We start from the raw sequence: 21,609 nt of genomic DNA on the forward strand, positions 1-21,609 counted from the left end.
TCCTATCTCATGAGCTTCTGCCCCTTGATCAGGGAACGGTACTCATCACTGGCACGGTCATCAATCGGAAGCGTTTTGACACAGATCTGTTCAAAATTTCTGTCATAAAGTCTTACAGGCTTCTTCATTTCCTTGGCATGTTCCAGTTCGAATCTCATGCCTTCCGTAATCTCAAAACCGAAAACATAGACCATATCGCATGTATCCATGAGTTCCAGTCCCATTTCAATTCCTGTCATTCTCTCGTTGGGATTCTTCTCATCAAGGAAGGTTGGAAAATAGATATGTGGTGCAACTGGGACATTCCCAGCTTTGGCAACGATCTTTGCGTAATATGCTGCCTTCTTTTTGTTCTCCTCGATGTTGCCCTGATACGGGCTACAGATAAAAATTTTCATCATAATAATTCATCCTTTCTCATTCGGCTCTCATGGCCGTGGGGTTCTCGTAAATATAGTTCTTACAAAGCAAAATCACGAAGGATACTGTTCATCACCTCAAGATCGTCACCCTGAAGGGTGCTTTGCAGCTTTTTGAGCAGTTCTTGCTGTTTCGGTTTCAGGTAATTGCGACCGACATAATATCCGTCTGCCACTTTTACACCTCCACCATATCTGCCTCGGACTGTTTCGATTGGGTAAGCGAGAGACAGCTCTTCGATATCGTTTTTTATAGTCCGGACTGAAACGTCAAACTCAAATGCCAGATTATCAATCTTGTCCTGTCTTCTCTGACACAGAACCTTTAAGATTGCTTCCCTGCGCTCACTTGGTGTCATGCTTTTCTTTGCCATCTCTCGCTCACCTCCTTTCTGTTCCCTTGCTTTGTGACTAAAGAATAATTTTTAAAGGTGCAGACTTTTTGCACGATTAAAAATAAATTTCAAAAATTTTTTCAGATACATCAAAACTTCATCTTTTTATGCCTAATGACTTATTCTCCTTGCCGTTTCATTTATTTCGCAAAATATAATCAGGCGAATGGAGAATATATAAGGGGGACTTTTTCATCATTAACGATTTGTTATTAGCAGCATAAAAAATGATCTGCTTAACCAACCTAATAATTTCTGACCGATTTATCTTGATACAAAATTTAAAATAGCCATTCGTGTTTCATAATCTGACGTGCATTTTCATCCTTCTGTGTAATGTAGAAACAACTCACGGTTTCAAAAACGATCTCAAAAAAGGACAAAAAAATAGCCAGGGCACATTACCAAGGGAAACAAGATCGTTCTTATTTCCTCTGGTAATCTGCTCTGGCTATGTGGTAGCTGTTTTTATTCAAACGCCCCTATTGCTCAGTCAGCAAATTGTTATTCAATTATTTACAACCATCTTATAGGCATTTTTACAGGCCTTATTTTCAACGGCTGTCATCTTATCCCAGTCAACCAACAGGTATCTTCCACAATTGTGACATCCTACTGATGATTTCCCTGATGCGCTTTCGTACGCTATTACTTTTCCTTTTTTACATATGGGGCAGGAAATTACCCCTTTTACTTTTTCTGTTACCATGTTCAGGCTGCACCTCCTAGTTAAATGGCAATTCTTCCGTATTATTACGATTTAAAAAGTCTCCAATTGCTTTTCGTGCTGATTCTCTTAACTGAATATCTTTATCGTGCCTTTGTACGCATTCATAAAAATCACTCAGAGCAAAAAATATCGCACCGTCTTTTTCCAATGTGGAACACAACGGAATAATATAGTTATTACTTGGTCCATTGTCCGTTGCAGAGTATAATTCATAAACCACTTTTTCTTCATTTTCAACTGTCTCTATGCACTTGAACAGAAGAACAATATGAAGTGTATCTACAAACGCATAAAAATTTTCTTTTGTTGCTTTAAGATTTCTTTGGGAATCAAATAAGGATACATATCTATCTGTAATATTTGATGTAACTATTTTTTCTTCAACATTGCATTCCAGATCATCCCATTCAGGTAAATCTAATGGATCCTTAACCGCATCGTAGCTGGAAAATTTACTCCATGTTATTTCATGAACATCTGTTTCCAGTTTCAATTCATGCAGGAATTTCACAAGATAAAACAAATTATCATTTGATTTGCTGAAATCACCGCCAACAAGCATATCTACACTTACACCAAGTTTTTCTGCAAGTTTCCATATTAAATCAATTCCCGGCATTGATTCATTTTCAGGCTTTGCCATTTTGGATAAATATCCAGTACTGATACCTACTGAATTTTCAAGCTCACCTATTTTTATATTTTTTTCTTTTATCAAAGTCGTTATATTGTTCATTAATCTGCTTCTGTCAAACTCCATTTTATCTACCTCCTGTTACATACTATTATACGTTATTTGAATTATATGTCAATATTTATTTATTTTAGGACTATATTTCTTGTATCGAAATATAATTCATATATTTTATTTATTTTCCTATTTTTCATGGTTTGTAGAATTATATTCGTCAACCCCTTGGTTGACACATTATTTATAATAGAAGCACCCCTTTTCGAGGTGCTTATGCTTACAGTGAGATAACACTACTCGGATAACCAATTGTAAAAAGCGTTTTCTGTTTAACTGGTGACTTTGCAAAATCAAATCCCAGCTGTTTAATTCTAATCTTTGCCGACTCTGATGATACATTAAAGATTTCTGCCACTTCTGTTGCCAGCATTTCCAACTCAAATCCCGGAAACTCTTCTCTGAGTCTTTTTCTTAATTCTTTATCACCACAGACCTGTCTCATTGCAGTTCTCGGCATAAGGATCGCTGCACTGAAATATTTAGCCTGATGTTCAAGCCAGTCATGATCTGAACATAACTGCTTGCGCCCATTGCTCTGCGCTGCTTCCCCACCTTCTATGTCTGTTTTTCTACAAGCAGTTGATGTTTGTTCCAAATTATCGAACAGAACCAGCTGATTCGGGTCTCTGTAAAAATACGACTGCTGATAAATCCAGTGTCCTGATTCGTGCCCCATCGTTGAACGGAAGCGGTGCTCGTCCGTCAGCAATGTGTTATCGATCATGACCGTTCCCCTTCCGGCAAATATATATTCTGCACGTTTTGCATCTGCATCATATACCGGAACCTTGTTGCTGTCATTGAAGACCATTCTTCCAAGAATGAGTCCGCAATGAGTCAGATTATTATACTCTGGTGTCAATCCCAGATAGAACTCTGCGAATTCCTCAATATTAACTTCTTTAGGATTGTTCAGTACATCCGGATCAAAATCTCGGATGAACATTTCTGCATCTGATTCAATATCCTCATGGGATAAAATGGGAACACCATTACTTCTGCATCTAAACTGTGGTTCATACATAGGCTGCTACTACCCCTTTCGAGCTCTTAATTCGTCAAGAAGTACCTGCCACTCTGCCTCCCCTGCTCCTGTTTCTTTAGATAATCTCAGTGCCTCAAGCACATAAGGATTTGATGCATAATCGACACAATCCTGTGGTATTAACACATCATTCGATGTTCTTGCTTCCGCTGCCATATCATAAAGTGTATAAGTCTGGGTTTCAGATAACATGAGGAATTTTGCCAGTTTCTCAATTCTCTCATTTGTCAGGGTACTTTTTCTACCCTTCTCCACTTCACTTAGGAATTGTGGAGATACTTCGATTGCTTTTGCTGTTTCTCTTAGTGATTTTCTTTTCTCTTTTCGTATCGTTTCAATATACTTTCCAAAACTTACCTTTTCGTTCTCATTCATACTATTCAACCGCACTTTCTAATTAATTTTAATATTCATTCTTATACATTGGTTTTCTTTACACTTTATTTGATTTAATGTGCGTCATCCATATTAATTATAATAATTTGGTAAGCTACATTTGGCATTGTAGAATGCTGTGTCAACTGTCAACTGAACGGTTGACACTATTAATATATCAAAAGGGGGTATTACTGTCAACCCCCTTTTGCGAATTTACATTTCAATGCCAGTAATCGTATGGAGAGTTAGCTTTTTTCTGAACTTTTTCTCCAGGCAGCGTTGCTTCTGCCTGTTCTCTTGTTGGAAAAATTCTGCCTTCTCTTAACTGGATGCCACCGCCTTCATCAAATCGTAATTTGTGGAGAGATTTCCTGAACTTTCCGTGTTTTTCAAGGCATGCAGAGCCTTGTATGATGAAATGATATGTATTTTCCCTTATTTTTGCCCTTGTGAGATAATCGTGAGGGAAATAAGGGAAATTTCTTTTTAGTCATTGCCTGCCACTTTGTCGAGAAGCCTTGCCGAATCTCGCTTAGCTTTTCTGGTGGAGTGAGCATAGACATTCATAGTGGTACTGACATCTGAGTGTCCTAACAGTTCCTGCACATCCTTTGGAGCAGCTCCGTTTGAAAGCAAGTTGCTTGTATAGGTGTGTCTTAACTGGTGAAAATGAAATCCTTCAAATCCCTCCAGCCTATTGGAAACTGACCGGCACACAAGACCAAGTGTGCTTGGTAATTCAAGGCAACCATCCGGTCTTAAGCAGACAAATGATATTTCCTTATATTCTTCAGGAACAGCCTGTGTTCCATCCAGATGATAATATTCATAATACACTCTGTTTTTGTCCTGTACTTCTTTGTAGTAATTGCGGTGATAGAGTTCACCATACTGCATCCGGTTTTTAAGCTGTTCTTTTCTTGCTTCTTTCAGTATGCCTGCTAGCGTATCTCCGAAATCAACAATTCTTACTTTTTTTCGTTTGGTAGGTCCAATGATGTTCTTGTGTCTAGCTCCATCATAACGGATACTTCTCTTGATAGTCAGGTATTGTTCCTCAAGATTAATATCCTGCCATGTAAGACCACAAACCTCACCGATGCGAAGCCCTGCGTAATATGCTATCTGAATTGGCAGTATTGCTGGGGGATTCTTTTCTTCAAGGTATTTTATTAACCTCTGGTAATCTTCGTGTGAAATTGGCTGAACACCTTCTTCAATGTCATCATCCGAAAATAAATCCACATCCTCCGCCTGTTTTTTCAGCTTGATATACTGCATTGGATTGAAAGTAATAAACTGCTTTGGAAATACTGCAAATCGGAAAGCCTGCTGTAATACAGCAGAAAATGAATGGATATAATCCTTGCTGTATCCCTTTTTGACAGTTCCATCCGGATATTCGCCACCAAATGTCAGTAAATCAAAGAATGACTGTAAATGTTCCGCAGTAACATTTTTTAACTTTCTGTCAGCAATAGGATGTTTCTTGATAACCCTTATTGCACCGAGATAGTTTTCAACAGTTCCATTGCTTAATGTCCCTGTCTTTAGTTCTTCCTCAGACCATAAATTAAGTAAATCACCTACAGTGAGATTATCTGTCTTAGCAACAAACTTTTTATTATCATAATCATCCATTGCCTGACGGAGCAGTTTTTCCGTTTCACTCTTGCTTTCTGTTCCAGCGTATTCTTTCTGAACCAGATTGCCGCTTTGATCTTCTACATAGAAGCGGTAGTACCATTTTTTTCCTTTTTTTCTTACAGATCCTTTTGCCATAATCGTGTTTCTCCTTTCGATATTCGACAATCGGAACTGATGAAATGCTTCTTGCGTGTAGGCATCTTATGGACAAGTCCATAAGCCAATTCGCCGCTCGTCAAATCTGTAAACAGCTTGACTCGCTTGTGCTCATTGTATCATAACTCCGGTTGTCGTTCTATACCGAATCGGAATTATCTTCTAAGAGATTGGATAGTCTCTGTGCCGCCACATCCGGATTCTTGGAATATGTTCTTATGATGTCAGCTATATCATTGAATGCGTTTACTGAGTGAGTAATCTCTCTCAGAAACATTATTTCGTTATATTCCTGATTGGATTCAAACCCCATCTTTGCTGCTACATCTGCATATTCTGTATTTCCCTTGAAATTATTGCAGGCATTGGTAAATGAATCAGCAAAGAGCTTGTATTCGTTTAATACTGCCAGCAACAGGTTCTTGGCAAAATCTCCTTCTGCGTTATCAAGGTTTGTTGGAAGGTTTTCGATAATACCTGTCATTGCGTCTTTTATAAGAAGTTCTTTCTTATCTGTTATATCTGTTTCGTAGCTGTCAGTTTCACCTTTGAGCCATTCCACAGATACATGAAGTGCTTCGGAAAGTCCTTCCAGTACCATCTTCTTGGTATTGTCGATTGTTCCGGCTTCATAACGCTGTATGGTGGAAGCGGTGACTCCCATCTTGTCTGCAACATAAGGTTGTGTAAGGTTTAATTCTGTTCTTCGGCTTTTAGCCCTCTCACCGATAATCCGGCGAAGTTCCTTATCCTTCATGTTGTCTGCCTCCTTTTTGATTATTCCTTTCGGTATGTTCATACTATATCATATAAAAATTAAAATTGCAATATGCAATACTATAATCATCTTTACAATTTCGTAACGCTTGACAATAAAATATAAATGCGATATACTGACAGAAAAAATAAATTGCATAATGCAATTTTAAAGGAGGCGGTTAAATGACGGAAAGAAAGATAGCTCTATCTATAGAAGATGCTGCCGACTATACAGGAATTGGAAGAAACACTCTGAGAAAACTTGTTGAGTGGGAAAAGCTTCCTGTTCTAAATGTCGGAAGAAAAGTTCTTATAAAAACGGATATGCTTGAAAAGTTCATGGAAGTAAACGAAGGTAGAGACTTGAGAGATAAGAGCAGCGTAAAACCGGTCACAAGAAAAGTGACAACTTAAGAGAGGCGGCTTCTAATGAAACCGCCTCTGATATATCAGACCGAAGCCATGATATACCTACACGCAAGAGGATTATAACATGTGCTTCTTCTGATATGCAACAACCAATTATTGGAATGGAAGGACAGGAAAATCACAAGATATCAAAGCCCTCGGCGTTTGAGAGCGAAATACACCCCTCGCACAAACCTGCGGTTTATGCTCAGCGTATTTCGCCCTTGCAGGGAGCAAAGCCACGCAGGCGTGACTTATACAAATGCTGTCGCATTTGGTTATGCCGGATACGGCAATAAGCCAACAACAATACCACTTATATTGTCTGTTCGTACTCCATTCCCACTAGCAGAGGAAGGAGAAGAAAGCACATTGACAACAAGACATTCATTTATACAGATGACCAAGCTGTCGAATGTCCGGGGAAGAATAACCTATATATCAAGCCATGCAAAGCAGGAACATCTGTATGCTGTCTATGAAACTACGGAAAGAAGTTACTGGACAGAACTTGCACGATGCAGCCAGCAGGAATTTAAGAAAAGCGGTGTTGAGGGAAATTGTATCGAGGCAAGAGAACTTATCATTGCCCTGCCTGAATCACTTTATGAACAGGGAATGCCCGATATGCTGCTAAAATCGTTTACGGATAAATTCAAAGAAAAGTATGGTGTGGAATGTGTTGCAGCACTTCACCACAATAAGCGTATGACAAATTTCCATATCCATCTTATCTTTTCCGAAAGGCAGTTATTAGCGGAGCCTGTTATAAAGATTGCCACAAGAAATATGTTCTATGATGAGCATGGTAATCATGTAAGGACTAAGAAAGAAATCCTTGATGAAGCTGGCAATATCCGCAAAAGATGTAAGGTTATAGGGAAAGGCGAGGTTTATGAGAAGAAGCTGTTTACCTCAAAGAATACGAGGTTCAAGCAGGAAGATTTTCTGGATGAGGTAAAACTATTCTATACCAGAATGATAAACCATTGGGTAACGGACGAAAAAGACAGATTAACAGTATTTGACCGCAATGGTCCATATCTTGCTACCAAGAAGATTGGTAGGAATAATCCAAAGGCAGAACAGATTGAGCAGGATAATAAGTTGCGGATGGACTGGAATCGGGAGGTTGACAGGGCAATCATAAGCAATGTTCCTATGGATGATATTTTACAGATAAAAAGGGAACATATCACAGAACCGATAAAAAGGTCGATTGAAATATATGGGAACAAACCTCAACGATTAGCATTGATACTTAATATGGCGATTACGGAACTGGTACTGCTGATATCGAAGGTGCTTGAAGCAGCCAGAGCTATTCGGAATAAGATACTGCATACAGATGTTACAAATGCCGAAAAAACAGATTTTACAAGCAATATAGTGGTAGATAACACAGATAATACTTCTGCTATTGAAGAATCTACAAAAGTTGAGAATAAAATAACAACGCAAGAAGAAACAATCAAGGAAGTTAATGTTACAAAACCAGACAAGCCTGTAATGACACCAGAGGCAGCCACATATCCAAAGCTTAAAAAAATAAAAGCAGAGCTTGATAATCAGAATAATCTTATCTTTCAGGCTGAACAGCAACGGGGTAATCTTGAGATTGAATTATCTGATTTGAAGGGATTGGCAAAGCTTACAAGAAAAGCTGAATTACAGAGAAAGATTGATGAAAAGACTGATTATATCAATCGATTGAAGATAGGACTTTCAAATATGGTTCGTAACTACGGATTTGAGAACATGAATGAATTTTATCTAAGCTACAAGGAATCTCAAAATGCATATGCAGAGTATCAGCAGGAAGTTGATGACTGGAAGAAATCCAATGACAATGCAGAAACACCAATGAATAAGACAGAAATGATGTCAGAGAAACTTGCCCGATTGCAGAAAGATGTTGGAAAGTTTAGACAAAACAATAGAAGAACATTTGACAAAGAGATGAGGTAATACTCCGCTTCTTTAGAAATGATGTCCAGCCAATATTACTATAATATCAGATTTAAATGATTGATAAATCCTGACATTTTTGCTATTCTAATTATTATAGAAATATTGCAACGGAGGTAGACAGGCATGGCGGTCAGAGAGATAATCTTAACAGCACAGCACAGCACAGCACAGCACAGCACAGCACAGCACAGCACAGCACAGCACAGCACTCTGACTGCGCCTTTTTTTCGACTGTTCATATTCATAAAAGGAAACGGATAAAAGCATCAATAAATATGTACATGGATAAGATGTATGTATTTAGTGGTGCTTTTTCTGTCTGATAAGGGGGGATCATTTGATTTGAATTTAAAGCATGGTCATACATGGAAATTAAGAAAACGTATCTATTTTAATACTATATTTACAAAAACAAAGGAGGATTCAGATGAGAAGATTAAAGCATAATTTTAAGAAAGGAATGGCGTTTGTTCTTACCTTTGCCATGATAGCAGGACTGGTTCCTGCTATGTCAGGCGGAGCAAATAAGGTGCAGGCAGCATCCGGTTCGGGAACGGAACCAAGTGTGTCAGCCTATGCCACAAAGACACAGTTGATGGATAATACATTTGCCCCGAATGCAGATGGAACTGCAGAAAATTATGGAATGATTGTATTTGGTAAAAAATCAGATGGAATAACAGCACAGGAATGGTATATCTTAGGAGAGGATAAGGGTGTATCAGGGGATAATACCATCATCTTTGCCACAAGCCCCATAGCAACAGGGCAGAAGTTTAATTCAAGCTATGACAATAAGTCTTTTGCTTCAAGTTTTGGTGTATATGAAAGTAATCCATCAGAAGTATATGCAAACCACTACGGAGCAAGTGACCTTCGAAAGGCATTGCAGGGTATGGCTGCGGATATAAACTATTTCACCAAAGCCGAGCAGCGCTTGATGAATGATACCGCAGTGAAAACGATGGACACGAAGAACAGTAATGTGACCTATACCACCAAAGACAAGCTGTATGCATTACAGGGAGATTTTAATGATAATAAACTGCAGGCAGGAACCAGTGACAGTACAGTACTTGCCAGGTATAGTTACTGGAACAGCTATTCTTCGAGCTACGATTTTTGGTTCTGGTCGCGCTCGCCTTACGCTGATGATGTTAGCATTGCGTTGATAGGTATTCCGGGTCTGATTGTCGGCAACCGCTATGTTGACTACGATTTAGCTGTTCAGCCCGCTTCCAATCTGAATCTGTCATCTGTTCTCTTCGCATCTGCTGCGACAGCAGCATCATCTGATCAAGCAAAGTTAGGAACAATCGCATTGGGTAAGGCGATGACTTTAAGACTTGACGGAACAGGTAAGAATATTGGTACAGTAACCTATAGTGCCACAACAGGTGATATTAAGGTGGTGAGGGGTGATACATCACAACCCGTGTCACTTGTCGTACAGGGCAATGATGGAACAAACGATTGGTATTACAGTAAACAGATTACAGGAACAGAGACGATAAATGTATCTGCTATTGAGGCAGAATCAAATACACCGGCATCAATCAATTTATCAGCCTGCAAAATCTGGCTGGAAATAACCGAGGATAATGTTTCATATGCAGTAAACGCAGAAAAAGAGATTGAAAAAATCAATACCACCTATGTAACCAAAGAACAGTTGATGAATTCATTTAAACCATACAGTAATGGAACTGCAGTAAATTACGGCAAGCTGGTATTTGGTAAGAAATCAGATGGAACAACAGCACAGGAATGGTACATCTTAGGAAAGGATGAGGGTGTATCAGGGGATAATACCATCATCGTTGCCGCAAGCCCGATTGCAAGAGGGCAGAAGTTTAATTCAGACATAAGCAATAAGAATGATGAAAATCTATGGTCAGATTGTGTTTATAGTGAAGCGACTATAACAGAAGTATACGCAAATCACTACGGAGCAAGTGAACTTCGTGATACACTGCAGGGTATGGCTACGAATACATCCTACTTCACCTCAGCCGAGCAGGGCTTGATGAATGCCACCACAGTGACAACGAAGGATACGAAGAATAGTAGTGTAACCTATACCACCACAGACAAACTGTATGCGTTACAGGGAGATTATGATAATGACCAATACTTGTGGGCAGGAACCGATGACAGTACAGTACTTGCCATGAGTAGTTACTTGAGGAACGGAGAGTGGTTCTGGCTGCGCTCGCCTTACGGTCGTAGTGGTGACACTGCGTTGTGCGCGGATCGGGGCTATTATGTCATCCTCGGCCGTGTCGACATCGACTCCGGGAGCCCTGTTCAGCCCGCTTCCAATCTGGATCTGTCATCTGTTCTCTTCGCATCTGCTGCGACAGCAGCATCATCTGGTACAGAATCGGGAACGATTGCAGAACGTACGGCGATGACTTTAAGACTTGATGGAAAAGATAAGAATATTGGTACAGTAACCTATAACACCACAACAGGTGATATTAAGGCGGTGAAGGGTGGTGCTACCTCACAAACCGTGGCACTTGTTGTGCAAGGCAAAGATGAAACAAATGATTGGTATTACAGTAAGAAGATTACAGGAACAGATGTTGTGAACGTATCTGCTATTGAGGCAGAATCATATACACCGGCATCAATCGATTTATCAACCTGCAAAATTTGGCTGGAAATAACCGAGGATAATGTGGCTTATGCGGTCAATGCAACTGAGACAAATATTAAAATAATTCATTCAATAGCAATTACAGATATTGATACTCCGATGCCTGATACTGCATTGGATACCGAAGCATCATGTACAACAGAAGGTGTAAAAAGCACCACACCACAGATTACATGGACACCAAGTGATACCACAGCGGGATATAATATGAGATACACGGCAAGCATTACACTTACAGCAGATACAGGCTATGAATTTGCAGATAATGTGACAGCTACCGTATCAGGCAATACCGCAACGAGTGTTACAAAGAATGCTGCAGATGATACATTGACAGTAACCAAAGAATTTACAACAGACAAGAGAAAGATAGAAAGTGTAGCTGCGCCGACAGTACCGGAAAATAATACATTTACAGCTTACTATGGCTATGATGGATATGATACAACGCCTATAAGCGGAACGAACACGGAGCTTGGAAAGACGGCAACAGTAACATTTGAAGGAACAACGTCACCAACTACAGAAGATATGGCTGTGACATGGACCATTGAGAGTGACGGAGGAGTTTATGACAAAACGCCGGAAGCAGAGAACATCTTTAGGTGGACAATCCCTGAATCTGCATTGACGAATTATAACGCTGCTAACTGTCAGGGCTATGATACAAGTACAGGCAATATCACAGGCACGATTACGGTTAAGAATAAAGCCGCAACCCCTGTCGCCATCACCGGAACAGACAGCAGTATAACATATACAGGTGAAACCGTTGATGTATCACAGTATTTTAGCATCGACAATAATGCAGGAGCTGCAATGTATACACTTGTTACTGGAACGAATGGCGGAACCGGAAAAGGCACGCTTTCGGGTACAACACTTACCGTAACCCAGACAGGAACCTTTAAGATTAAGGTAAGTACTGTAGCAAACGGAATCTTTGCGGCAGGAGAGAAAACAGTTACTCTTACGGTAGATAACGGAACCATCCTGTATACGGCAACGGATTACAGCACAACCTATGACGGACAGCCACACAGCATCAGCGTGAGCGTGACCAATCCTGAAGGAGCAGCCGTAACCTACAGCACCGATGGCATAACCTACGGCAGTGATAATCCTTCTTTTAGCAATGAAGGTACGTATACCGTATACTATCGGATTACGAAGGATAACTATACTACCGTTGAGGGTTCAAAGACAGTAACCATAAATAAAAAGCCTGTTACCATAACAGCACAGGAACAGGATATTGTCTGGGGTAAAGATATTAACCAAAGTCTGTATACCGTATCAGAGGATGGACTCATTACAGGTGACAGCATTAAAGAAATAACCCTTACACCAAGCACAACAGATCGTACAGAGAATGGAACAATCTCCGTAAGTGGTGTGAAGATTGAAAATGCTGCAGGTGTGGATGTGACAGCCAACTATGATATCACAATGGCTAATGGTAATTTGAAGATTACCCACAATACAGCCCTTGCTCCTGAGCGGATTGAAGCATCAAAGACAAAGACCACGTATACAGCAGGCGATACCCTGAATGTGGATGACCTTGCAGTCACTGTGTACTATGCAGACGGATACAGTGAACCTGTGCAGGATTATACAACCAATGTATTCGCAATAGATATGTCAGCGGATGGAGATAAGATACTGACAGTATCATATACTAAGAATGGCGTAACAAAGACAAAGGATATTACAATAAAGGTAAATGCAGCTCTGGCATCTTATAAAATTATATCTGGTGCAGACAGTGAGTGGAAGCAGAATACAGACAGAACCATCACTATCGGAGGAAATGGAGAATTTTCTAAATTTGAAAGCGTAAAAGTTGATGGAAGCATAATTGATGCAAAGAACTACATCGCAAAAGAAGGTTCAACGATTATTATCTTAAAGGCAGATTACCTGAAAACACTTTCTGTCGGAACACATTCATTTGAAATCGTATGGGCAGATGGCTCAGCAGTTACAAGCTTTAAGGTAAGCAAGAATACATCAGATAATGAAGGTAGTAAAGACAACAACGGTAATAAGGACAACAGCAATGATAATCCAAATAGTAATCCGGCAGCTGTACCTGATGACAAGAAAACTAATGACAGTAACAGTGGAAATAATACAGACGACAGCCAGCAGATAACAGCACCTCAGACTGGCGATAACAGCCATCTAATGCTCTGGGTGACATTATTGGCTGCTTCACTTGCAGGTCTGCTTGCATTGTTAAGTGTACGCATGAAAAAAGATGATGAATAATATGCAGCGTTAAGACTTACGGCATATATATTCAGTAAAGGGGATAGTTAGCACGAAAGAAATGCTGGCTATCCCCTCTGTATATATGGTGGTATATGCAGAGTGTTATTCTTATGCGTCTTCTGCATCTACCCACATCTGCATAGTTCCATCAAGATATAGCTTAACATACTCTAGTGGCTCATCAATCGCAAGAGCATTTAACGAACATTGTGAGCAGGGAGTAGTTTTTAGTCCATCCTCTGCCTTATTACAGTCAATGCGTAACATATATCCGGCAGATGTGTAGATATCAATGCTGTTGTGATACATATTGTATTCTGCGTAAATGGTATTCATGTTGTGTCTCCTTAAAATCAAAAAATATTGAAGCATTTCAATCAGTTCACCATGTCAGTTTTATTTTGTGTTATACTGTTTTATAAGATTTTCTTTCCCTTACTTTTTCCCTTATCAGAGTTCGTAAAAACCTGTGGGAAGATATAACACAAGGGAAAGTCTAAGGGAAAGTTCACCTACCACAAACTTAGTGTTTTCAATGGCTCGTGAGAAATTTAGTAACAAAATATAACAGTTATTAAATTCCTTAGAATAGGTGAAATCTCAATCGTGATATGTAAAAATCACCGCTTCTTCTGACCACGGTTGCCTTACGGATTATACGGTTGCTCTCAATGAAGAAAACTTCTGTACCTGTTTCGTATGTCATATTAAACGTGCCTCCTGCGATATAAGTTCGACCAAGGGAAATAGTCTGCCAAACACCATATCTCTGTAGACTGTTCAACACTCCTAATGTAGCGATGAGATAATTATACGAACATATGTTTGTTTTGTCAATAGAGACTTCCGCTATATAATCATTTTTATTCTGGGAACACGCTGTGGACGAATTTCTCCAGTATGGAATCAAACGTACCCCCGGCAACATCACCATTTATTATTTCTTTCCGCTTATCAGCATAAGTTATCTGAAGTTCATAACTGCATCCATCGCACACTTGACCTTCTACAATGTTCTTTTCCCACAATGGAGCACCTATGATTTTCTGTAGGGAGCATGCAAGTCTGTATGCCTTCTTTTCGGAGACCTTTTCATCAGTTTTAAACTGATATTTCCGGCTCTGCCCTTGATAGATATATTCTTTACATCTTCCATCCGGATATATTTCATACACCCATGACTGTTGGGAATCTATCGTACACGGACCATTCTCCACAACCTTATATCGTATTTTGGTAATCTGAGTAGCTGGAAGAAGTTCCTTTGACCATCGGTATCTGCAGTCAAGGCAGCCATAATCCTCGTGTGGCATTCCGTCTATCATCTCACATCCACCCAGGATAAGTTCTCCCTGTTCCTCTGCTTCAAAGGCTTCATGGGACGGATAACCATATAATATTGGTGCAGTCCTGTCCGATCTGCATTTTGGACAAATAACCATAATGTCATTACGCTCCGCTTACAAAATATTATTTTTCATTCATCATTTCATGATTTTCAATTTCTTTTAAAGTGCGACCATTTTCATCCTTCCATCGTGTCAAACCATTATCACTTTTACCGACAACAAACATTGCCGCACCTGATGGACTTGAAAAAAGCATATCTTCTTGTAATATACCATCTATGATATTACTGGTACACCTTTGTTCTTTTATTGTGTCAGGAACTGTATTGTCATCCACGGGAGATATCTGGCTTCCTTTTAATACAATAAATCCTTCAGATGTGATTGTACCCTGTGCCTCTATTTTTCCTACATTTTTTATGACACGCTCCAAATACAACTTTATATCTTCTTTTTTCTCCGTATCTCCAACTGGATTTTCTTTTGGAATAGCATTAGTATATGCATCCAAAACCTTATAGCCAAGTGCATTAATCAGTATCCTTACATTATCAACAAATTCTTCCATACTTGCAACTTGGGATTCCTTTAGCACAGTATTTTTATATGTATTTTTTGTAAGAACCTCATATCTATTACACTGTCGTGCAATTTCTACAAAACGGTTTTCAAGATATCTAATCAACGCTTTATTAAGGTCTCTCCCTATAAATATAACTGCAGTATTCCAGTAATATTTTTCCTTCTCAGCCTGTGCATCTCTTAGGTGCTGAATCAACCGCTCTTTTACATTCTCTGCCTCTCCTATATACACAGAATCTTTCCCGTTATCTTCTTTACAGAACAAAAAATAAACACCCGCTTGCTTTATATCTTCTCTACTGCATGTAGGCACTTCAATCCGTGGAATTTTAATAGCTTTACCATTCCAATTTGACAATTCTGCCGTTATTAAGCTATCAGCAGTGCCATTAACCAGAAATAATTCTATTGATTTACCATATGCCATATCTTAATGCCTCCGTAATTTTCGTTCTGTAACAGGAGATGAATCACCGATGTCAAAATGCTTTTGTCTAGTATTTCTTCAGTTCTTTAATCAAATCGGTCTCTGTAACTTTAGAATTTAAAACCTGCTTTCCTAAATATATAACATCCTTATCGCATGTATCAAAACATGATTTGACCCAGTTAGCCTTTTTATTCAATTTCAAATAATATAATACATGGGTATTGTCATCTTCACACAAAATAACATATGGAATAGAATTTCCGTCTATATACTCAAAGAAATCCCTTTCCACTTGAAATTGATTTCCTTTATTATGTATATAAAGCATATGTAATTTCCCATTTATTTTTATAATAGTTGTATTGCCCTCTCCATCAATAACCTTATATGCTATATTATTTTTATCTAAAATTTTTTCTATCATCTTCTACCTCTTGATATATATATTATAAATACCTACATTTTCGGAACAAGACTGTGATAATCAATTGAATTTTTCCCCACATCCCATTTACCAATTTGCATCTTTTTGATTTTCTTTCCGTCTCCAAACTCTAGTAAATCTGTTCTGTGCAAATTATTCATTATTTTATTTAGGCTACCAAGCCCTGCAGAGGATAACAGAAATGCTTCCATTGGATCACACAATTTACAGTAAGCCCATAACTGTCCTAAATCATGCAAATTCAACTGCGTCTTTTTAGCCTCGATAAAAAATATTTGTGGTTTTCCATTTTTCTTTACAATTCCAAGCACATCTATCTGTATATCGAGTCCTATTGTCTGTGGATAATAATCTATCACATCGTATTGTTCAAGAAATAAATCTAAAGTTCTTGCATGAGAATCTACTGTAATTACCGTTGCGTTTTTATATTTGTCTTCCAAATACTGCTGAAGCCATAATCTCATAGGCTCATATAATTCAAATTCTTTTTTTACATTATTCGCCATATCCTAAGAACCCCGCTAAATCAGTCCACGAGTCAAAATGCTTTCCTCTGATTTCTTCTGGCAATGACGGATCATTTTCGCCGGGATGGATAGGTTTGTTCGCCCTGCGTACTCTTTTTTCCCAATAGAATTTATGTGTTTTAACAGGATCAATGAATTCCAGCAACTCATCCGCATACTTCTCCAAAGCATCCTGCTTATGCTTAATGTTAAATCCCACAGGTAAAAACTCATTTGCAAATATCTTTACCTGATGTTCTTTCTTCCAGAAATTTGGCTTTCCGGCGTTATACTTAACCAAATTTCCATCTCTAAAATTCGGATGACCGAAATCAATTGTCTGGACTGGAACATCAACATCTTTTAGCATATTGGCAATATCAATTACCATATACCAATTTCCCGGAATCTCTATATAGACTCTATGTGCTCCATCCTGACCAAAAGCAATATTACTTTTTCTTATATATCCTGTTACATCTGCGATACCACGCAATAAAGCCTTCTTTTGATCTGTAGTAATAGAAAAAAGTTCGGCATTCATTTTCATAGTAGAATGGTGACGTCCACCGCCAATAAGTCTCAGCATTTCTCTTACTACATATTCTTCATTCGGCTTTGTAAATGACATTTTGGTAGAATGCGGTGCTTCAGTAATGTTTAACGCATGTCCTATTAAGGGTTCTACAATAGATCTAATATCTACTATACTTGCCTTAACATAAACAGCTACATCTTTTAAATCATCAGTATACAAATTTTTATATGGAATATCTATGGTCACTGTTGTTTCGGTAGCATTCTGCTGTATCTCACCATTTCCAAGAATCATTCCAAGCATATAAGCCATTTCAATATTCATAAAAGTCTCCTTTCATCCCAATACATTCGTGTACTATTTTTGCAAAATATTGTCTATTTGATCTGCAATTGCTTTTGCCATTAAAGGTGGCACTGCATTTCCAATCTGCTGCCTAATATATAACTTTTGTCCGATAAATACGAATTTATCATCAAATGATTGTATTCTTGCAGCTTCTCTTGGCGTAATTGCTCGATGCAGAAACGGATGATTATTCGTTCCATTTGAAGATGCATCAAATCTAGTATCTATAGTCGGTGACACTGCATCCCACTTTAGTCTTCCCCATGTTCCTGAAAACTGCTGATTACCAACCATATCCGATGGAAGATGTTCTTTCCCACACTCTGGCGGAATCATCTCAAGTTTTTTTATTGCAATCGCCGCATGATTTGATGCCTTGTGATTATATAATTTCTTACTTCCTCTTCGCATCTGTTTTTGATACTCGCTACTTGGTTCTGTGATATAATCCTGTTCAAATTCTCCCTCGCCTGAATTTAAATAAGCCAAGTCGTATATCGCATCTCTAACTGTAACAGGAGTTTCACATGTAGCTGCCGGAAGTGGAATACTTTTATTTTTTGAACAAATGAAAATTGCCCTTTGTCTCGCCTGTGGCACACCAAAATCTGACGCTGTTAATACTCCATATTCGACATGGTATCCCATTTCTGTTACTTTTTTAATTATCTGATCTTTAAACCACCCGGCTGATGTAGATAATAATGCTTTCACATTTTCTATCACAAACACCTCTGGCTTTAATATTTCTACAAAACGTAAATATTCATTGAAAAGAAAATTCCTTGGATCATCCAGTCCTAATTTTTTACCCTTTAATGAAAATCCTTGGCATGGCGGACCACCAATAATCATATTCACTTTTTTTGCTTTACACAATTCTATGACCTTGGCTTTTATTTTTTCATCTGTAATATCCCCGCATACAGTTTCTGTATCTGGCATATTGTGCTTAAATGTCTGAAGTGCCTTTTCATTAAAATCCAATGCGACTTCAGTTGTGAAATGCTCATTTTTTTCCATTCCATATGACATTCCACCTGCTCCGCTAAACAAATCTAGTATTCTAAACATTGGAGTTTCCTCTTTCATTGGTTGCTTATTTTTTATCAGTATTCTTTTAAACAGTAATTTTCCATTAATCGTAGGCTTAAACAAATCATACTCATTATCCGAGCCGTGGTTCGCTTCCCCTACAATTTCAAACTGCTCACTATTATACCTATTAATTATTGTTATTGGCACTCCCATAATTCCGGGATAATCATATGGGATATCCGTTATCCTTCTGACATTGATTGCATCATAGTCATCATATTTTGGATATTCTTCTGGTGTATATTTTTTCGTTAAATTCAGTCTTTCATGCCTTCTATCATTATCAAGATTGGTAAGCCACATTGCATTACCTAGGCTTCTCCACTTTTGCCCCGTCTCATCAACCCAATATCTGGTTGACCGTGGTTCAGAAGAATCTGGAACTCTAAATTTCATCTCTCCAAATTGATATCCAGTCCATACTTCATTATTTTGAATCAACGGAAATATTTCTTTGTATGTTAATGCATTCTGATTTCCTATAATCAGAAAATTCTTCTTGTATTTAACAATCTCTGCAACAATTTCTTTAAACAGCGAGAAAGGGGGATTCGTAACTACTATATCGCATTCTGCCAAATACTGGAGACATTCATCACTTCTAAAATCCCCATTCCCTTTTAATTTTTTTATAACTTTAGACTGCAGCAAAAATTGAGTAACATACTCATCCGACAACTCACCCTGTCCCTCGCATATTCCGGTAATATCCAGAACATATCCATTTCCTTTAGTCAGCACTTTGCTATCATCATCCATAAGAGCGACCTGAGTACCCATAACTTTTGATGAACTAAAGGAAGTACATATCAACCTTTTCAGTTTTAGGACATTAAAATTTTTCAAAAAGAACTTGCAAAAATTTGATTCAAATGGATCATCACAATTACACAAGACCGTTTTTCTTTCAAAATGTTGCACATAATGTGCCATCTCCTTTTCGACAGTCTCATATGTTGTGTAAAACTCATCGTCCTTGGCATTTTTGGCCATTTGCAAGTTTGTATTTTTGTTTCCCATCTTCGATTATGCTCCTTTGTCATATTTTATGTAACTCTCAGCATAAATCGTTTAAATATCAATGTGCATATCTACCCGTAGAGTTCCTATTCGCATATTATCTCATGCCCTTTTGGTGTTCTATTTTATGAATGCGTCTAGGATCCTCTGGTTTTGTTGCATCCGAAGGAATCATCCACATTCGTCCCTTTAAGACTGCACCATCAATTCTTCCCTCTTTACAGTATATAGCGACTCTTCGCTGTGATATATTCCATTTTTCTGCTACTTCTGCTGATGTTAAGTAATCCATTTTTAGCCCTCCGTGGACAGGAAAAATTACAATTCAACACTCTTATTATATTCGAGATTGCGAACAGTTTCAAGCTCTTTTTCTTTCTGCTTTGAATATATAAAACGCTCCTATTCGCATTGCCATATTTCGTTTGCTTTAGTTATAATCAGGCGTCCATCCTCGCACTTCACTTCAATCTGCTCCCCAATGTCAAATCCTAGTTCCGAGAGCCATTTCCCTTTCAACACAATGCTCGGTGTCCGCTTGTACTGATATCCACTTGCTTCATAAACCTTCATTTCTCTATATTTTTTATATGCCATATTCATCTTCTCCTTTTGCCATTTTTTAGACTTCTGCCATAAGATTAAACTTACGCTGAATTATTGCTTCTTTTGCTAATTTATACATTTTGTGAAATACCCCCTTGAACAAGGAAAACGACAACGGGGAATAATTTCCTCGTCTAAGCACAGTTTTAGAATGTAAATTATAGCGATATGTAGTGGCACAAATGCCCAGTTTATGCGGGTTTCAGGCACTAGGGGGATATCCAACTTTAGAGTCTTAACACCGCTTATTGCAAGTATATGTGCTATTCCACTTCTTTGGTACAGGACATTAATCGCGCTGTCAAGTTCTGACTTGTCTCCCAGAATCATCGACATGACTATTCCTGCATCTTCCGCCTCCGAGCATTTTGTTATTGACTGCTGCATCACAGCCTTCACGGCGAATATCAGCCCAAGTAACCTGTTTTCATTATGCCGTATTACACTAATGCTATCTGCATTTACTTTCCCATTTACATTAAGTGAAGCATAGTATTTTTTTGCATCAAATTCTCCCGGATTCATTGCACTGTCAAAATCCGAAAGCCTGCCTGACACAATTATGGTATCTCCTTCGCCACACTCTTCCGTACCATATGGCACATATACAATGAGATTATAATGCGTGCCCGCTCTGCATATTGTTTTTCTTCTGTCTGCATAACTGCATGAAATCTGAATCTGTTTTCCTGAGGATTTGTTGCGGATTTTGGTGACTTTACCCGAAATCTGTGATATATCTTCCGGATATGTTGTGTTCATACGCCTTTGCGCTGTATGCGCTCCGGCAAAGATAAATATTAGAATTAAGACTGTTGTAATAATATTGCCGCAATGACTATTGCCGAAGTGACCGGCAACATCGCTTTTTTCGGCCATGCTGCGCCGTCCTGATAAATGCAAATCATGGCACTGACGCATTACCGCTGATATAATTACCATGATTGCAAATGCTGATGGAAGCCACATCATGTCAAAGACAGCACCCGCTATTCCGGTAATCTGTGCGAGTGCCATCCATACAAGCGGGCGTTTTATCATTAACATTCCCCCTTTTTATGTGCAGGCAGTTATGTATATGCTGCA

General features: G+C 38.6%; 22 protein-coding genes. 3 read left to right on the forward strand and 19 right to left on the reverse strand.

Going from position 1 to position 21,609, the window contains the following annotated elements; translation table 11 throughout:
• Nucleotides 1-2: 2 nt before the first annotated feature.
• The 8 genes from NQ488_09580 to NQ488_09615 form a co-directional block, all read right to left on the reverse strand.
• Entirely contained in the window at nucleotides 3-401 is a 399-nt protein-coding gene (locus NQ488_09580) for a DUF4406 domain-containing protein (GenBank protein ID UWN94829.1), read from the reverse strand.
• Nucleotides 402-460: 59 nt separating this feature from the next.
• Complete coding sequence (locus NQ488_09585) at nucleotides 461-778, reverse strand: HTH domain-containing protein (protein UWN97140.1); 318 nt, start codon at nucleotides 776-778, stop codon at nucleotides 461-463.
• Between the two features lie 544 nt (nucleotides 779-1,322).
• Entirely contained in the window at nucleotides 1,323-1,523 is a 201-nt protein-coding gene (locus NQ488_09590) for a hypothetical protein (GenBank protein ID UWN94830.1), read from the reverse strand.
• A 16-nt stretch (nucleotides 1,524-1,539) separates the two neighbouring features.
• The gene (locus tag NQ488_09595; protein UWN94831.1) at nucleotides 1,540-2,304 is read right to left on the reverse strand and encodes a helix-turn-helix domain-containing protein; all 765 of its coding nucleotides are present in this window, start codon (nucleotides 2,302-2,304) and stop codon (nucleotides 1,540-1,542) included.
• 208 nt (nucleotides 2,305-2,512) lie between these two features.
• Nucleotides 2,513-3,319 (reverse strand): ImmA/IrrE family metallo-endopeptidase, encoded by an 807-nt coding sequence (locus tag NQ488_09600; protein UWN94832.1) that lies wholly within the window; start codon nucleotides 3,317-3,319, stop codon nucleotides 2,513-2,515.
• 9 nt (nucleotides 3,320-3,328) lie between these two features.
• Complete coding sequence (locus NQ488_09605; GenBank protein UWN94833.1) at nucleotides 3,329-3,715, reverse strand: helix-turn-helix domain-containing protein; 387 nt, start codon at nucleotides 3,713-3,715, stop codon at nucleotides 3,329-3,331.
• Between the two features lie 489 nt (nucleotides 3,716-4,204).
• Nucleotides 4,205-5,500 carry a site-specific integrase gene (locus NQ488_09610; GenBank protein ID UWN94834.1) on the reverse strand — a complete coding sequence of 432 codons (1,296 nt, stop codon included), beginning with the start codon at nucleotides 5,498-5,500 and terminating at the stop codon, nucleotides 4,205-4,207.
• Nucleotides 5,501-5,660: 160 nt separating this feature from the next.
• The gene (locus NQ488_09615) at nucleotides 5,661-6,278 is read right to left on the reverse strand and encodes a helix-turn-helix domain-containing protein (protein ID UWN94835.1); all 618 of its coding nucleotides are present in this window, start codon (nucleotides 6,276-6,278) and stop codon (nucleotides 5,661-5,663) included.
• A 185-nt stretch (nucleotides 6,279-6,463) separates the two neighbouring features.
• Here NQ488_09615 and NQ488_09620 point away from each other — a divergent pair, with 185 nt between their 5' ends.
• The 3 genes from NQ488_09620 to NQ488_09630 all read left to right on the forward strand — a co-directional run bounded on the left by NQ488_09620 (nucleotide 6,464) and on the right by NQ488_09630 (nucleotide 13,595).
• Entirely contained in the window at nucleotides 6,464-6,694 is a 231-nt protein-coding gene (locus NQ488_09620; protein ID UWN94836.1) for a helix-turn-helix domain-containing protein, read from the forward strand.
• A 243-nt stretch (nucleotides 6,695-6,937) separates the two neighbouring features.
• Nucleotides 6,938-8,656: a MobA/MobL family protein gene (locus NQ488_09625; protein ID UWN94837.1), complete on the forward strand. Its 1,719-nt coding sequence runs from the start codon at nucleotides 6,938-6,940 to the stop codon at nucleotides 8,654-8,656.
• A gap of 430 nt (nucleotides 8,657-9,086) precedes the next feature.
• A complete protein-coding gene (locus NQ488_09630) occupies nucleotides 9,087-13,595 on the forward strand; it encodes a bacterial Ig-like domain-containing protein (protein UWN94838.1) in 4,509 nt (1,502 codons plus the stop codon).
• 111 nt (nucleotides 13,596-13,706) lie between these two features.
• Here the strand turns inward: NQ488_09630 and NQ488_09635 are convergent, their stop codons facing one another.
• The 11 genes from NQ488_09635 to NQ488_09685 all read right to left on the reverse strand — a co-directional run bounded on the left by NQ488_09635 (nucleotide 13,707) and on the right by NQ488_09685 (nucleotide 21,564).
• A complete protein-coding gene (locus tag NQ488_09635) occupies nucleotides 13,707-13,934 on the reverse strand; it encodes a DUF6061 family protein (protein UWN94839.1) in 228 nt (75 codons plus the stop codon).
• A 247-nt stretch (nucleotides 13,935-14,181) separates the two neighbouring features.
• Nucleotides 14,182-14,304 (reverse strand): hypothetical protein, encoded by a 123-nt coding sequence (locus NQ488_09640; GenBank protein UWN94840.1) that lies wholly within the window; start codon nucleotides 14,302-14,304, stop codon nucleotides 14,182-14,184.
• Nucleotides 14,305-14,461: 157 nt separating this feature from the next.
• Nucleotides 14,462-15,040 carry a hypothetical protein gene (locus tag NQ488_09645; GenBank protein ID UWN94841.1) on the reverse strand — a complete coding sequence of 193 codons (579 nt, stop codon included), beginning with the start codon at nucleotides 15,038-15,040 and terminating at the stop codon, nucleotides 14,462-14,464.
• A 28-nt stretch (nucleotides 15,041-15,068) separates the two neighbouring features.
• Nucleotides 15,069-15,956, reverse strand: coding sequence for a GIY-YIG nuclease family protein (locus NQ488_09650; GenBank protein ID UWN94842.1), 888 nt, complete (start codon nucleotides 15,954-15,956; stop codon nucleotides 15,069-15,071).
• A gap of 67 nt (nucleotides 15,957-16,023) precedes the next feature.
• Nucleotides 16,024-16,383, reverse strand: coding sequence for a hypothetical protein (locus tag NQ488_09655; GenBank protein ID UWN94843.1), 360 nt, complete (start codon nucleotides 16,381-16,383; stop codon nucleotides 16,024-16,026).
• A 32-nt stretch (nucleotides 16,384-16,415) separates the two neighbouring features.
• Nucleotides 16,416-16,913, reverse strand: a complete 498-nt coding sequence (locus NQ488_09660) for a hypothetical protein (protein ID UWN94844.1) — start codon at nucleotides 16,911-16,913, stop codon at nucleotides 16,416-16,418.
• Nucleotides 16,903-17,775: a hypothetical protein gene (locus NQ488_09665; protein UWN94845.1), complete on the reverse strand. Its 873-nt coding sequence runs from the start codon at nucleotides 17,773-17,775 to the stop codon at nucleotides 16,903-16,905. The genes NQ488_09660 and NQ488_09665 overlap by 11 nt, the downstream gene beginning before the upstream one ends.
• 33 nt (nucleotides 17,776-17,808) lie before the next feature.
• Nucleotides 17,809-19,917, reverse strand: a complete 2,109-nt coding sequence (gene dcm / locus NQ488_09670) for a DNA (cytosine-5-)-methyltransferase (GenBank protein ID UWN94846.1) — start codon at nucleotides 19,915-19,917, stop codon at nucleotides 17,809-17,811.
• Between the two features lie 97 nt (nucleotides 19,918-20,014).
• Entirely contained in the window at nucleotides 20,015-20,209 is a 195-nt protein-coding gene (locus tag NQ488_09675) for a helix-turn-helix domain-containing protein (GenBank protein ID UWN94847.1), read from the reverse strand.
• A 110-nt stretch (nucleotides 20,210-20,319) separates the two neighbouring features.
• A complete protein-coding gene (locus NQ488_09680; protein ID UWN94848.1) occupies nucleotides 20,320-20,514 on the reverse strand; it encodes a type I toxin-antitoxin system SymE family toxin in 195 nt (64 codons plus the stop codon).
• 75 nt (nucleotides 20,515-20,589) lie between these two features.
• Nucleotides 20,590-21,564, reverse strand: a complete 975-nt coding sequence (locus NQ488_09685; GenBank protein UWN94849.1) for a ComEC family competence protein — start codon at nucleotides 21,562-21,564, stop codon at nucleotides 20,590-20,592.
• Nucleotides 21,565-21,609 lie beyond the last annotated feature (45 nt).

Origin of the sequence: [Bacteroides] pectinophilus (assembly GCA_025146925.1) — a bacterium.
Lineage (GTDB): Bacteria > Bacillota > Clostridia > Lachnospirales > Lachnospiraceae > Bacteroides_F > Bacteroides_F pectinophilus.

What these genes read in the sequence shown, in the direction of transcription:
- NQ488_09635 (UWN94839.1), bottom strand. Translation starts at nt 13,934, where the DNA reads ATGAATACCATTTACGCAGAATACAATATGTATCACAACAGCATTGAT.
- NQ488_09640 (UWN94840.1), bottom strand. Translation starts at nt 14,304, where the DNA reads ATGACATACGAAACAGGTACAGAAGTTTTCTTCATTGAGAGCAACCGT.
- NQ488_09595 (UWN94831.1), bottom strand. Translation starts at nt 2,304, where the DNA reads ATGGAGTTTGACAGAAGCAGATTAATGAACAATATAACGACTTTGATA.
- NQ488_09615 (UWN94835.1), bottom strand. Translation starts at nt 6,278, where the DNA reads ATGAAGGATAAGGAACTTCGCCGGATTATCGGTGAGAGGGCTAAAAGC.
- NQ488_09665 (UWN94845.1), bottom strand. Translation starts at nt 17,775, where the DNA reads ATGAATATTGAAATGGCTTATATGCTTGGAATGATTCTTGGAAATGGT.
- NQ488_09680 (UWN94848.1), bottom strand. Translation starts at nt 20,514, where the DNA reads ATGGCATATAAAAAATATAGAGAAATGAAGGTTTATGAAGCAAGTGGA.
- NQ488_09685 (UWN94849.1), bottom strand. Translation starts at nt 21,564, where the DNA reads ATGATAAAACGCCCGCTTGTATGGATGGCACTCGCACAGATTACCGGA.
- NQ488_09660 (UWN94844.1), bottom strand. Translation starts at nt 16,913, where the DNA reads ATGGCGAATAATGTAAAAAAAGAATTTGAATTATATGAGCCTATGAGA.
- NQ488_09590 (UWN94830.1), bottom strand. Translation starts at nt 1,523, where the DNA reads ATGGTAACAGAAAAAGTAAAAGGGGTAATTTCCTGCCCCATATGTAAA.
- dcm (UWN94846.1), bottom strand. Translation starts at nt 19,917, where the DNA reads ATGGGAAACAAAAATACAAACTTGCAAATGGCCAAAAATGCCAAGGAC.
- NQ488_09610 (UWN94834.1), bottom strand. Translation starts at nt 5,500, where the DNA reads ATGGCAAAAGGATCTGTAAGAAAAAAAGGAAAAAAATGGTACTACCGC.
- NQ488_09580 (UWN94829.1), bottom strand. Translation starts at nt 401, where the DNA reads ATGATGAAAATTTTTATCTGTAGCCCGTATCAGGGCAACATCGAGGAG.
- NQ488_09600 (UWN94832.1), bottom strand. Translation starts at nt 3,319, where the DNA reads ATGTATGAACCACAGTTTAGATGCAGAAGTAATGGTGTTCCCATTTTA.
- NQ488_09620 (UWN94836.1), top strand. Translation starts at nt 6,464, where the DNA reads ATGACGGAAAGAAAGATAGCTCTATCTATAGAAGATGCTGCCGACTAT.
- NQ488_09630 (UWN94838.1), top strand. Translation starts at nt 9,087, where the DNA reads ATGAGAAGATTAAAGCATAATTTTAAGAAAGGAATGGCGTTTGTTCTT.
- NQ488_09655 (UWN94843.1), bottom strand. Translation starts at nt 16,383, where the DNA reads ATGATAGAAAAAATTTTAGATAAAAATAATATAGCATATAAGGTTATT.
- NQ488_09645 (UWN94841.1), bottom strand. Translation starts at nt 15,040, where the DNA reads ATGGTTATTTGTCCAAAATGCAGATCGGACAGGACTGCACCAATATTA.
- NQ488_09650 (UWN94842.1), bottom strand. Translation starts at nt 15,956, where the DNA reads ATGGCATATGGTAAATCAATAGAATTATTTCTGGTTAATGGCACTGCT.
- NQ488_09605 (UWN94833.1), bottom strand. Translation starts at nt 3,715, where the DNA reads ATGAATGAGAACGAAAAGGTAAGTTTTGGAAAGTATATTGAAACGATA.
- NQ488_09675 (UWN94847.1), bottom strand. Translation starts at nt 20,209, where the DNA reads ATGGATTACTTAACATCAGCAGAAGTAGCAGAAAAATGGAATATATCA.
- NQ488_09585 (UWN97140.1), bottom strand. Translation starts at nt 778, where the DNA reads ATGACACCAAGTGAGCGCAGGGAAGCAATCTTAAAGGTTCTGTGTCAG.